Origin of the sequence: Roseateles aquatilis, from assembly GCF_002205645.1 — a bacterium.
GTDB classification, from domain to species: domain Bacteria; phylum Pseudomonadota; class Gammaproteobacteria; order Burkholderiales; family Burkholderiaceae_C; genus Roseateles; species Roseateles aquatilis.
The window spans coordinates 65,848-78,655 of record NZ_NIOF01000015.1 but is presented as its reverse complement, the minus strand read 5'-3'; the positions used below and the strand labels follow the sequence as shown (position 1 = coordinate 78,655).

Genomic DNA, 12,808 nt, shown 5'->3' with positions numbered 1-12,808 from the left:
CGTCGAGGAGAAAACGTCATGAAACTGATCACCGCCGTCATCAAGCCCTTCAAGCTGGATGAAGTGCGGGAGGCCCTCAGCGCCATCGGCGTGCAGGGGCTGACCGTCACCGAGGTCAAGGGCTTCGGCCGCCAGAAGGGTCACACCGAGCTGTACCGCGGCGCCGAGTACGTCGTCGATTTCCTGCCCAAGGTCAAGATCGAGGCCGCCGTGTCCGACGCCGTCGTCGAGCAGGTCATCGAGGCCATCGAGAACGCCGCGCGCACCGGCAAGATCGGCGACGGCAAGGTCTTCGTCTCCCCGCTGGACCAGGTGATCCGCATCCGCACCGGCGAGACCGGTCAGGACGCGCTCTGATCCGCGCCGCGGCCGCCCCCGGGCAGCCGCCTTCGCAGTCCGTCGCAGTCACTGTGTCCGAGGGTGAGCCGCCGCAGCCGATGCGCGCTCCGCCGATCCCCTAGATCCAACGAAGAGAGTCCCGATCATGAAGAAACTCCTTGCCTGCCTGGCCTTGGCCGCGGCAGCCTTCACCTCCCTGGCCCCCGCGGCCTGGGCGCAGGACGCGGCCTCCGCGCCGGCGTCCGTGGTCGCGGCGAGCGACGCCGTCGCGCCCGCCGCGGTTCCCGCGGCACCGGCCGCCTCCGCCCCCGCGGAAGCCGCCTCGGCCGCCGCCGCGCCGGCGCCCGTCCCCAACAAGGGTGACACCACCTGGATGATGGTCTCCACCCTGCTGGTGATCCTCATGACCGTCCCCGGCCTGGCGCTGTTCTACGGCGGCCTGGTGCGCAGCAAAAACATGCTGTCGGTGCTGATGCAGGTGATGGTGACCTTCTCGCTGATCGTCGTGCTGTGGGCCCTGTACGGCTACAGCCTGGCCTTCACCGAGGGCAACAAGTTCATCGGCGGCTTCGACCGGCTGTTCATGAAGGGCATCTGGGACAACGTCGCCGGCACCTTCGTCAACGGCGCGACCTTCAGCAAGGGCGTCGTGATCCCGGAGATCGTCTTCGCCGCCTTCCAGGCCACCTTCGCCGGCATCACCTGCTGCCTGATCGTGGGCGCCTTCGCCGAGCGCATCAAGTTCAGCGCGGTGCTGCTGTTCATGGTGCTGTGGTTCACCTTCAGCTACGCGCCGATGGCCCACATGGTCTGGTTCTGGATGGGCCCCGACGCGTACACCAGCGCCGCCGTCGTCGACGAGATGAACAGCAAGGCCGGCCTGATCTGGCAATGGGGCGCGCTGGACTTCGCCGGCGGCACGGTCGTGCACATCAACGCCGCGGTCGCCGGCCTGGTCGGCGCCTTCATGGTCGGCAAGCGCATCGGCTACGGCAAGGAAGCGTTCACGCCGCACAGCCTGACGCTGACGATGGTCGGTGCCTCGCTGCTGTGGGTGGGCTGGTTCGGCTTCAACGCCGGCTCGGCGCTGGAAGCCAACGGCTTCGCCGCGCTGGCCTTCATCAACACGCTGTTCGCCACCGCCGCCGCCGTGCTGGCCTGGTGCGTGGGCGAGGCGCTGCTCAAGGGCAAGGCCTCGATGCTGGGCGCCGCGTCGGGCGCCGTGGCCGGTCTGGTCGCGATCACCCCGGCGGCGGGCAACGTCGGCATCGGCGGCGGTCTGGTGATCGGCCTGGTCGCCGGCTTCGCCTGTCTGTGGGGCGTGTCCGGACTGAAGAAGCTGCTGGGCGCGGACGACTCGCTGGACGTCTTCGGCGTGCACGGCGTGGGCGGCATCGTCGGCGCGCTGCTGACGGGTGTCTTCAACTCGCCCAGCCTGGGCGGCCCCTCGGCCGTCGGCGACTGGGTCACCGCCACGGCCATCGCGCCGGATGCCTACTCGATCGGCGCGCAGGTCTTCACCCAGCTGAAGGCCGTGCTGCTGACCATCGTGTGGTCGGGCGTGGTCTCGGTGATCGCCTTCAAGATCGTCGACCTGGTCATCGGCCTGCGTGTCAACGAAGAGGAAGAGCGCGAAGGCCTCGACATCTCGTCCCACGGCGAGACCGCGTATCACAAGTGATCTCGTGATCTCGTGAACCCGAGCCCAGCGCTCGGTCCCTGCATCGCCCTCGGCGGACGTGTCGGGGCCGGAACAGGGCGAACACAAGAAGTCTCCTGCAATGTTGAAGCCGCCCCTCCAGGGCGGCTTTTTTTCGTCCTCGCGCTTTTGCTGCAACATTCGGGGAACCGACTCCCCCACCTCCCGAAGAACCTGCGGAATCAACGATGCAAGCCACCCCCCGTCCCGATCGCTGGCAGTTCTGGATCGACCGCGGCGGCACCTTCACCGACCTGGTCGGCCGCGCGCCGGATGGCAGCCTGCGCACGCTCAAGCTGCTGTCCGAGAACCCGGAGCACTACCGCGACGCGGCGGTCGAGGGCATCCGGCGGCTGCTCGGACTGAGCGCGGGCGAGCGCATCACCGCGGACCTCGTCGACTGCGTGAGGATGGGGACCACCGTGGCGACCAACGCGCTGCTGGAGCGCCGGGGCGACCGCACGCTGCTGGTGACGACGCGGGGCTTCCGGGACGCGCTGCGCATCGCGACGCAGGCGCGGCCCAGGCTCTTCGAGCGCCATATCCAGTTGCCCGAGCTGCTCTACGAGCAAGTCATCGAGGCCGACGAACGCGTCGATGCGCAGGGCGTCGCGCTGCAGCCGCTGGACGAGGCCGCGCTGCGTGCCGACCTGCGCGCCGCCTTTGACGCCGGCCTGCGCGCCTGCGCGATCGTGTTCCTGCACGGCTGGCGCGCGCCCGGCCATGAGCTGGCGGCCAGGCGCCTCGCCGAGGCAATCGGCTTCACCCAGATATCTGTGTCGCACGAGGTCAGCCCGTTGATGAAGCTGATCCCGCGTGGCGACACCACCGTCGTCGACGCCTACCTGAGCCCGATCCTGCGGCGCTACGTCGACCAGGTCGCCGCCGAGATGCCCGGCGTGCGCCTGTTCTTCATGCAGAGCTCCGGCGGCCTGACGGAGGCGCGCCGTTTCCAGGGCAAGGACGCGATCCTGTCCGGCCCGGCCGGCGGCATCGTCGGCATGGTGCGCACGGCGCAGGCCGCGGGGCACGACAAGGTGATCGGCTTCGACATGGGCGGCACGTCCACCGACGTCAGCCACTTCGCCGGTGAATTCGAACGCGCCTTCGACACCGAGGTCGCCGGCGTGCGCATGCGCGCGCCGATGATGAGCATCCACACGGTGGCGGCGGGCGGGGGCTCGGTGATCGCCTTCGACGGCGCGCGCCTGCGTGTCGGTCCGGCGTCGGCCGGCGCCAACCCGGGCCCGGCCAGCTATCGCCGCGGCGGGCCGCTGGCGACCACCGACGCCAACGTGATGCTGGGCCGCATCCAGCCCGATCACTTCCCGAAGGTCTTCGGGCCGGCGGCCGACGCGCCGCTGGACGCCGGGGTCGTCCGCCAGCGCTTCGCTGAACTGGCCACCGCGATGACCGGCGCCGGCAAGCCCGTGAGCGCCGAGGACGCCGCGGCCGGCGCGCTCCAGATCGCCGTCGGCGCGATGGCCAACGCGATCAAGCGGATCTCGGTGGCGCGCGGCTACGACGTCACCGGCTACACGCTGCAATGTTTCGGCGGCGCCGGCGGGCAGGCGGCCTGCCTGGTGGCGGACGCGCTGGGCATGACGCGCATCCTGGCGCATCCCTTCGCCGGCGTGCTGAGCGCCTACGGCATGGGCCTGGCCGACCAGATCGCGATGCGCGAGGCGTCGATCGAGCAACTGCTCGACGACGCGGGCCTGGCCGCGGCGCGCGCCTCGGCCGCGACGCTGGGCGAGCAGGCGACCCGGGAGCTGGCGCGGCAAGGCGTCGCCCCCGATGCGCTGCGCACCATCGCCCGCGCGCAGATCCGCTATCAGGGCACCGACACCGCGCTGACCTGCCCGTTGCCGCTGGAGGAGGCGCCGCCCGCGGCGATCGCCGCGATCCGCGCGGCCTTCGAGCAGGCGTATCGCCAACGCTTCGCCTTCCTGATGCCGGATCGCGCGCTGGTGATCGAGGCGGTGTCCGTCGAATGCCTGGCCGCCGGGGCCTCGTTGGCAGCACCGCCCGATGCCGTCGTCGCCCGTCCCCATCACCCCGCGCCGCGGGAGCGCGTGCGCATGTATTGCCTGGCCGACGAGCAGCCGGCCGGTTGGCGCGACGCGGAGCTGCACCACCGCGAGGACCTGCTGCCCGGCGCCCGCATCGACGGGCCGGCGATCATCGCCGAGCGCAACGCGACCACCGTCGTCGACGCCGGCTGGCGGGCCGAGCTGCAGGCCGGCGGCGACCTGCTGCTGACGCGTGTCCGGGAACGCGCGCGGGCCGGCGCGCTCGGCACCGAGGCCGATCCGGTCGTGCTGGAGGTGTTCAACAACCTGTTCATGAACATCGCCGAGCAGATGGGCCTGCGGCTGCAGAACACCGCCTACTCCGTGAACATCAAGGAGCGGCTGGACTTCTCCTGCGCGCTGTTCGACCGGCAGGGGCAACTGATCGCCAACGCGCCGCACATGCCGGTGCACCTGGGCTCGATGAGCGAGTCGATCCGCTCGGTCGTCGACCGCAATCCGGCGATGGCGCCGGGCGATGTCTACGTGCTCAACGACCCGTACCACGGCGGCACGCACCTGCCGGACATCACCGTGGTGACGCCGGTGTTCCTCGACGGCGAGACGGCGCCGGGTTTCTTCGTCGCCAGCCGCGGGCACCATGCCGACATCGGCGGCATCACGCCGGGGTCGATGCCGCCGTTCTCCAGGGACATCGCGGAGGAGGGCGTGCTGATCGACAACTTCAAGCTGGTCGAGCGCGGCCGGCTGCGCGAGGCCGAGTTCAACGCGCTGCTGCTGTCCGGCCCGCATCCGAGCCGCAATCCGGCGCAGAACCTGGCCGACCTGCGCGCCCAGGTCGCGGCCAACGAGAAGGGCGTGCAGGAGCTGCACGCGATGGTGGCGCAGTTCGGCCGCGCCACCGTCGAGGCCTACATGCGGCATGTGCAGGACAACGCCGAGGCCTCGGTGCGGCGGGTGATCCCGGTGCTGAAGGATGGCGCCTTCGTCCTGCCGCTGGACAACGGCGCGCGCATCCAGGTCGCGGTGAAGGTGGATGCGACGGCGCGGCGCGCGACGGTGGACTTCACCGGCACCAGCGCGCAGCAACCCAACAACTTCAACGCGCCCAAGTCGATCACGATGGCGGCGGTGCTTTACGTCTTCCGCACGCTGGTCGACGACGCCATCCCGCTCAACGCCGGCTGCCTGAAGCCGATCGACGTGATCGTGCCGGAGGGCTGCATGCTGAATCCGCGCCCGCCCGCGGCGGTGGTGGCCGGCAACGTCGAGACCTCGCAGTGCGTGACCAACGCGCTGTACGGGGCGCTCGGCGTGATGGCCGCCGGCCAGTGCACGATGAACAACTTCACCTTCGGCGACGCACGCCACCAGTACTACGAGACGATCTCCGGCGGCTCGGGCGCGGGGCCCGGTTTCGACGGGACTTCGGTGGTGCAGACGCACATGACGAACTCCCGGCTGACCGATCCGGAGGTGCTGGAGTTCCGCTTCCCGGTCCGGCTGGACAGCTACGCCATCCGCCGCGGATCGGCCGGTGCCGGGCGATGGCGCGGCGGGGAGGGCGGCGAGCGGCGCATCCGCTTCCTGACGCCGATGACGGCCTCGATCCTCAGCAACGGCCGGACGCTGGGCGCCTTCGGCATGGCCGGCGGGCAGCCGGGCGCGGTCGGGGAGAACCTCGTCGAGCGCGCCGATGGCCGCATCGAGACGCTGGGCCACATCGGCCAGGTCGAGATGGCGCCGGGGGACGTCTTCGTCATTCGCACGCCCGGCGGGGGAGGGTACGGGACTTCGTGAGCGCCCCCTTGAGATGGGGCGGATGACCCTCATGTGCGCGTGCCTAGAATCAGAACACCCGCCCCAACCGGCTGTCCAGGCGTCGCTCATCATGGTCCCTCACCTCATCACCGCCCTGACCGGCCCCATCAATGAACTGGAGCAGCGCGTGCTCGAGTCGATGCCGGCGATCGAACGCTGGTTCCGCCTCGAATGGATGGAGCACACGCCGCCGTTCTACAGCTCGGTCGACCTGCGCAATGCCGGCTTCAAGCTGGCGCCGGTGGACACCAACCTGTTTCCGGGCGGCTTCAACAACCTGACCCAGGAAATGCTGCCGCTGGCCGTGCAGGCGGCGATGGCGGCGATCGAGAAGATCTGCCCCGAGGCCAAGAACCTGCTGCTGGTGCCCGAGGCGAAGAACCGCGGCAGCTTCTACCTGTCCAACGTCGCGACCTTGATGCGCATCTTCACGATGGCGGGGCTGAACGTGCGGCTGGGTTCGCTGGATGAGTCGATCAAGGAGCCGACGACGATCACCCTGCCCGACGCGACCACGCTGACGCTGGAGCCGCTGCTGCGCCAGCGGTCGCGGCTGGGGCTGAAGGACTTCGATCCCTGCACCATCCTGCTCAACGACGACCTGTCGGCCGGCGTGCCGGACCTGCTCACCCATCTGCATGAGCAGTACCTGTTGCCGCCGCTGCACGCCGGCTGGGCGAACCGCCGCAAGAGCCAGCACTTCAAGGCCTACGAGGAAGTCTCCAAAAAATTCGCCAAGCTGCTGGGCATGGATCCGTGGCTGATCTACCCGCAGTCGGTGGCCGTCGATGGCCTGGACTTCAACACCGGCGCGGGCCTGGATGCGCTGCAGTCGCAGGTCGACGCGGTGCTGACGAAGACGCGCCGCAAGTACAAGGAATACGGCATCCAGGAGAAGCCCTTCGTCGTCGTCAAGCCGGACGCGGGCACGCACGGCCTGGGCATCATGACGATCCGCGACGCGAAGGACCTGGACGCGCTGGCGCCGCGCGCCCGCGAGAAGCTGGCCGGCCTGAAGAGCGTGCCGGCGCTGTCCCAGGTGTTGGTGCAGGAAGGCGTGGTCACGCACGAGCGCATGCATGACGCGGTGGCCGAGCCGGTCGTCTACATGATGGATCGCTACGTGGTCGGCGGCTTCTATCGCGTGCACGCCGAGCGCGCCGAGGACGAGAACCTCAACGCGCCCGGTTCCAGCTTCGTGCCGCTGGCCTTCGCGCATTCGTCGCACCTGCCGGCGCCGGGCGAGAAACCCGGCGCCAGCGCGCCCAACCGCTTCTATATGTACGGCGTGATCGGCCGCCTGGCGATGCTCGCGGCCAGCTACGAGCTGGAGACGACCGATCCGGAGGCGGAGGACTACGCCTGAGGCGGCTTCGCGCCGTCCAGGCGCGAGGTCTGGGGCGTGAACACGAAGGTGCTGCTCGCCTGCGTGATCCGCGCGATCAGATGGCTGGGGTTCACCAGTACCCAGTTCCTGGCGCGGCGCGAGCGCGGCGGTGAATCCGAGAGACCTTGCATTCGCGCGTTCCAATGGGGGCTGTCCGCGGCCGCCTTGGCGGCCGGCGCGTTGCTCGCCGCCGCCGGCAGTTGATGCTGGGGTGAGGGGTTTGGACGGATGACGCGCTTGGGAGCTGTTCCGGGGCGCTTTGGCGGTACTTTCTGCAGCACTGGAGCAGCTGACGGCGTTGCTGCCGTCGATGCCGCTGGCAACTGGGTGCGAGGCACCGGCACCGGCGGCGCGGGACGCGATTTTGTCAGCGGCTTGTTGGGTTGGCGCTTGGCGATGTCTCGGCCCATTTCCAGCAGCACGGCAAGATCATCGGCGCTCAAGGTCCCGCGTCCCCGTTGCACGCGCAGGTTCCGAGCGATGTCGAGCAGCGCCTCGGGCACCACCTCCGGCAACAGGACGCCCCGATTGCGAAGATTCAGCAGCATTTCAGCGGCGGCCAGACGGGCGGAGACCCCCCGACCGTCGTTGCACATCACCACGATCGTGCGATCCGGATGGCGCTCCCGTTGGAGCATGCAGTAGCTGGCGAGCTGATGAAGCGTCGCCGCGTCGATGTCGGCCGCGCTCAGGCCGGGCAGTCGTAGCTGCGAAAGAGTAGCCTTGCGGCGTGTCTTGCCCACGCCGGTGGTCTGAATGCACAGCGTCGTGGGAAAGACACTGCTCGGGAGCTCCGGAGGCAGCTTCGCCGGTTCAGCCTTGAAATGGACGACGTCAAGACTGGGGCTCGCGTAACGCCCGACGAGTGCCCCGCGGGCGCGCGCATCGGCGCTCAAATCGATGACTAGCCCGACCACCTGATCCATCAGCATGGTGGCGCAATTCACCATGTTCGCGGCACCGTTGTGAGGTGCCGCCATCACGATCGTGTCGTTGCCGATGCGGTGCCCATCCAGCCCCAACGGCGAGCCTGGCGCCAGACGCCGGGCCTTGCAGCCGTCGACCGGCAGGTCCCGGCTGAGCTCGTTCAGCCTGGCCCATAGCGCCTCGTGCTCGGGCGCGAAACTCTTGCGGACGATGTCGCCGGAGGACACCCCGGCGATGATCGATGCGCTTGCGGCGGACGTCGTTGAACTGATCGGCATGCGGAACCTTTCAAGCCCACGGGACCATCCCATGGTTGTCAGGTTCAGTTGCCCGTCGCGCCTTCAGGTTCTCGTGACAACAGTTGTTCTTTCCTTGGCTACGAGAGGCTAGGCCAGCGAACCTGCAAGGACGGGCTCGCAGGCCGAATGTTCCAGCAGCAACTGCTTGAATCGATCCACCGCTTCGTTCTGCGTATCGGGCAGATGCCAGACGCAGGTCGGTCCCAGGCCAAGGTCCACCGCATGCGGGAGGATCACGACGACGCCGCGTTTGGCGGCGGCCATCGCGAGGTCGTGCGGCATCACGGCGACCAGCGGCATCTCGTGCATCAGGCTGACAGCGAACATCGCGTCGCCGCTTTCGATCAGGTCGGTCGGGGGCGCCAGGCCCATCTCCTGCCAGAGCCGGTCCATCAGCATCCGCGTGCGCGTGCCCGGCAGGTGCCAGATCCAGCGCTGCGCGCCCAGGACCTCCCAGCTCAAGCGCGGCGTGCGCGCGAGCGGGTGATGGGCGCTCATCGTCAGCACCTCGGGCTGCGGACCCAGCGGGTGGCGGGCCAGCCCGAGCGGCTCGTCCTGCGGCATCGTGCGCGCCACGATCAGGTCCAGGCCGCCCGATTGGAGCTCCGAGAACAGCGACCGCAGCGCATGCGTCCGCACGCTGACGGTCACGCGCGGGCTTTCGAGTTTCATGGCCGTGATCGCTTGCGGCAGCAGCCGCGCGAGCGACGCATTGGTCGCGCCTATCCGTAGTTCCCCTGAGGCGCCACGCACCATCGAGGCCACGTCGCCGGCCGCGCGTTGCAGGTCGGCATCGAGCTTGCGCGCCAGCTCGAGCAGCCGCCGCCCCAGCGGCGTGGGTTGCATGTTGCGTCCGCGCCGCAGGAACAGGGTTTGTCCCAGCCCGTGCTCCAGCTCGGCCAAAGTCTTGCTGACCGCGGGCTGGCTGACATGCAGGAAATCCGCCGCCTGGCTGATGTTTCCTGTGTCTTGCAAGGCGAGCAGGACCCGGGCATGTCGGAGCGTCATGCGGCGGATGACGAAGTGCTCGGCGGCCTCGGGGGAGGTGGATGACTCATTCATAACCAAAGGTTCACAGTTCCATCACAAAGCTTCATGACGTCCTGGAAACACATCTTTACCGTGACTGGCATGGGCTGTCGTCTGCGCGACAGCATCCGTGCCGCCTCCCCCGAGTCTTGTCACAGGAGTGATTCCAAAAATGGACCGTCGTTGTTTCTCCCGCCAGCACCGCATGCCCCATCGTCTGCAATGGGCCGCGGTGGCCGTCCTGGCTTTCGCCAGCCAGGCGCAAGCCCAGCAAGCCGCTCCCGCACCTGCGGAAGAGTCCAAGAAGCTTGAGCGCGTCGAGGTTACCGGCACGCTGATCAAGCGGACCGACAAGGAGACCCCGTCGGTCGTCCAAAGTATCACGCGTGAAGACATTCGCAACTCGGGTTATGCCGACGTCGAGGACCTGCTGCGTGCGAACTCCGCCGTCGACCTGAGCTCCATCGGCGACGGCGCCGCTTCCGGCTTCGTCGGTGGCATCTCGACCATCTCGCTGCGCGGCTTCGGCTCGCAAGGCACCCTGATCCTGATCAACGGCCGCCGCACGGCACCGGTGGCCGCCGTGGACGTGAACTTCGGTCGCGGCACGATGATCAACATCAACACCATCCCGAAGGAAGCGATCGAGCGCATCGACATCCTGAAGGACGGCGCCTCGGCGATGTACGGCTCCGACGCCATGGCCGGCGTGGTGAACTACATCCTGCGCAAGGACTATCAGGGCATCGAGGCCAGCGGCTCGTACAGCGCCAATGACAAGGGCGTGGGCGCGACCAAGAAGGGCGCCCTGACCTTCGGCTTCGGCAACCTCGACACGCAGCGCTTCAACGTCTTCGGCGGCCTGGAAGTGTCCAAGCGCGATCACGTGATGGCCAACGAGCTCAAGGATCGTGGCAACCTCGCGCTGCAGAACCAGTACCTGACCTCCAACGGCTCGCTGGCGCGCTTCACGCCCGACTCGTCGGCCTCGCTCTACGGCAACTACTACCGCGTGCCGACCAGCCTGTCGGGCTCCACGACCATCGGCGGCATCAGCGTCGCCAACACCAACCTGTCGGGCGCCAATTACCTGGGCACCCTGTCGGGTTGCCCGGACGAGCGCACCGTCGGCAAGGGCGTGCCCAACCGTCCGGACGGCTTCCTGCCCACGACCGCCTCGCTGCGCAACGGCTTCTGCCGCTTCAACCTCGACGACGCGGACGAGATCATCACCGCCCAGGATCGTCAGAGCGGCATGGTGCGCGGCACCTACGCGATCAACAACAACCTGACGGCCTACGCGGACGTCATGTACTCGAAGACCAAGACGGTCGAGCAACGCGTCCCCTACGCGCTGACGACGACCCTGGTCACCTCGGGCAACAAGACCGCCACCACCTGGCCGAAGCTGGACGGCAGCTTCCTGCGTCAGGACACCATCATCCTGCCGGTCGGCCACCCGGACAACCCGACCAACGGCACCGCCACGCCGCAGCAGGTGCAGTTGATCTATCGCTTCGAAGATCTGCCCACCGGCGACATCAACATCCTGCGCTCGACCCGCCTGACCGCGGGCCTGGAAGGCACGGCCTACGGCTGGGACTTCGACACCGCCGTGCTGTTCAGCCAGAACAACAACGAGCGTTTCCAGGAAGGCCGCGTGCGCAGCTCGCTGCTGAACGCCGCCATCGCCAACGGCAGCTACCGCTTCGGCAAGCAGAACACCGCCGAAGGCATCGCCAGCGTGTCCTCCACCGCGTACAACGAAGGCAAGTCGCGCCTGATGTCCTGGGACATCCGCGCCAGCCGTGAGCTGTTCGCGCTGCCGGGCGGCAACGCCGCGATCGCGCTGGGCACCGAAGTGCGCAAGGAAAAGCTGGAAGCGATTCCGGACGACATCTACCGCACCGGCGACTACATCGGCCTGGTGGCCAACGGCGCGTCGGGCTCCCGCAAGTCGGTGGCCGCGTTCTCGGAACTGAGCCTGCCAGTGGTCAAGCAGCTGGAGCTGCAGGCCGCCGCCCGCTTCGAGCACTTCGACGACTTCGGCAACAGCACCACCGGCAAGCTGGGCTTCAAGTGGTCGGCGCTGCCGTCGCTGATGGCCTTCCGCGGCACGGCCGCGACGGGCTTCCGCGCGCCGGCGATCTCGCAGATCGGCAACTCCTTCGCGCTGTCCTTCCACAGCTTCCAGGAGCGCCGCGTCTTCGACAGCCTGCGTTGCGACACGAGCAACCCGAACTCGCCGGTCAGCAAGGCCCCGGTGTCCAACAACCGGGACTGCAACGTGCTGGGCTACAGCGCGGTGCCGGCCGGCACGACCAACCCGGGCAGCATCCCGACCGTCATCAGCGCCAATCCGAACCTGAAGCCGGAGAAGTCCAATTCGTTCACCTTCGGCATGATCTTCACGCCGAGCAAGTGGGCGGACCTGGCGCTGGACGGCTGGTACTTCCATCGCAAGAACGAAATTCGCTCGCAGCGTGGCGTGGACATCATGGACACGTACAACTCGGCGCCGAGCAGCAGCAACCTGCAGGTGGTGCGCGATCCCAACCCGGAGACCTGGCTGCCGGGCGTGGCCAACAGCGGCCCGATCATCATGCTGGTGCGCCAGTACGGCAACAACGAGTGGACCAAGACCTCGGGCCTGGACTACGACCTGAACCTGCGTCTGCCGGGCACGTCGTGGGGCAAGTTCAGCATGAACGTCAACGGCACCTACACCGCCCGCTTCGACCAGCTGGTGGTGAAGGGTCAGGACGTGCAGCGTCAGGTCGGCACGACCAACTCGGACATCTCCAAGACGCGTGCCAGCGCGACCTTCCGCTGGACCACCGACATGGCCCGTGCCTGGGTGCGCTTCAACCACGCCGACCCGCTGTCCAGCACGGTGTGCTCGTCGGTGACGGCCGCGCAGCGCGCGTTCCTGACCAACCTGAATCGCTGCCGCGTCGGTCGTGACAAGACCATCGACGTGGGCGCGTCCTACAGCGGTGTCAAGAACCTGACGCTGTCGGCCAGCATGTTGAACATCTTCAACGACTACGACCGTGCGAACGGCATCCCGACCGTGTTCAGCTACTACGACTCCGGCTCGACCGCCGTGCTGGGTCGCCGCTTCACGCTGAGCGCGAACTACTCGTTCCAGTGATCGTCTGAAGCTGTGAAGTCCAGGGACGCCGATGACGACGGCGCTCCTGGAGGATCCTCGTTGCAGGCCGGCATCTCCCCGAGGTGCCGGCCTTTTTTCATCCGCTTCCTCTCTTCTCGG

General features: G+C 68.2%; 7 protein-coding genes. 5 read left to right on the top strand and 2 right to left on the bottom strand.

Translation table 11 applies throughout. From position 1 onward, the window contains the following. Positions 1-18: 18 nt before the first annotated feature. The 4 genes from glnK (at position 19) to gshA (ending at position 7,258) form a co-directional block, all read left to right on the top strand. Positions 19-357, top strand: coding sequence for a P-II family nitrogen regulator (glnK, locus tag CDN99_RS23780; protein ID WP_088387461.1), 339 nt, complete (start codon positions 19-21; stop codon positions 355-357). 127 nt (positions 358-484) lie between these two features. Then, on the top strand, positions 485-2,020 hold the full coding sequence (locus CDN99_RS23775; protein ID WP_088387459.1) for an ammonium transporter: 1,536 nt from the start codon (positions 485-487) through the stop codon (positions 2,018-2,020). Positions 2,021-2,226: 206 nt separating this feature from the next. After that, a complete protein-coding gene (locus tag CDN99_RS23770; RefSeq protein ID WP_088387457.1) occupies positions 2,227-5,871 on the top strand; it encodes a hydantoinase B/oxoprolinase family protein in 3,645 nt (1,214 codons plus the stop codon). A 91-nt stretch (positions 5,872-5,962) separates the two neighbouring features. Beyond that, on the top strand, positions 5,963-7,258 hold the full coding sequence (gshA, locus tag CDN99_RS23765) for a glutamate--cysteine ligase (protein WP_088387455.1): 1,296 nt from the start codon (positions 5,963-5,965) through the stop codon (positions 7,256-7,258). Here gshA and CDN99_RS23760 read toward each other — a convergent pair. Together CDN99_RS23760 and CDN99_RS23755 are read right to left on the bottom strand one after the other, a co-directional pair. After that, the gene (locus tag CDN99_RS23760) at positions 7,249-8,433 is read right to left on the bottom strand and encodes a hypothetical protein (RefSeq protein WP_141100946.1); all 1,185 of its coding nucleotides are present in this window, start codon (positions 8,431-8,433) and stop codon (positions 7,249-7,251) included. The genes gshA and CDN99_RS23760 overlap by 10 nt on opposite strands. A gap of 159 nt (positions 8,434-8,592) precedes the next feature. Next, positions 8,593-9,567 carry a LysR family transcriptional regulator gene (locus CDN99_RS23755; RefSeq protein WP_088387451.1) on the bottom strand — a complete coding sequence of 325 codons (975 nt, stop codon included), beginning with the start codon at positions 9,565-9,567 and terminating at the stop codon, positions 8,593-8,595. 139 nt (positions 9,568-9,706) lie between these two features. Between CDN99_RS23755 and CDN99_RS23750 the strand changes: the two genes are divergently transcribed. After that, positions 9,707-12,688 (top strand): TonB-dependent receptor plug domain-containing protein, encoded by a 2,982-nt coding sequence (locus CDN99_RS23750; RefSeq protein WP_088387449.1) that lies wholly within the window; start codon positions 9,707-9,709, stop codon positions 12,686-12,688. Positions 12,689-12,808 lie beyond the last annotated feature (120 nt).

Excerpts from the sequence above, each read along its gene's own strand:
- glnK (WP_088387461.1), top strand. The coding sequence starts at position 19 with ATGAAACTGATCACCGCCGTCATCAAGCCCTTCAAGCTGGATGAAGTG.
- CDN99_RS23775 (WP_088387459.1), top strand. The coding sequence starts at position 485 with ATGAAGAAACTCCTTGCCTGCCTGGCCTTGGCCGCGGCAGCCTTCACC.
- CDN99_RS23770 (WP_088387457.1), top strand. The coding sequence starts at position 2,227 with ATGCAAGCCACCCCCCGTCCCGATCGCTGGCAGTTCTGGATCGACCGC.
- gshA (WP_088387455.1), top strand. The coding sequence starts at position 5,963 with ATGGTCCCTCACCTCATCACCGCCCTGACCGGCCCCATCAATGAACTG.
- CDN99_RS23755 (WP_088387451.1), bottom strand. The coding sequence starts at position 9,567 with ATGAATGAGTCATCCACCTCCCCCGAGGCCGCCGAGCACTTCGTCATC.
- CDN99_RS23750 (WP_088387449.1), top strand. The coding sequence starts at position 9,707 with ATGGACCGTCGTTGTTTCTCCCGCCAGCACCGCATGCCCCATCGTCTG.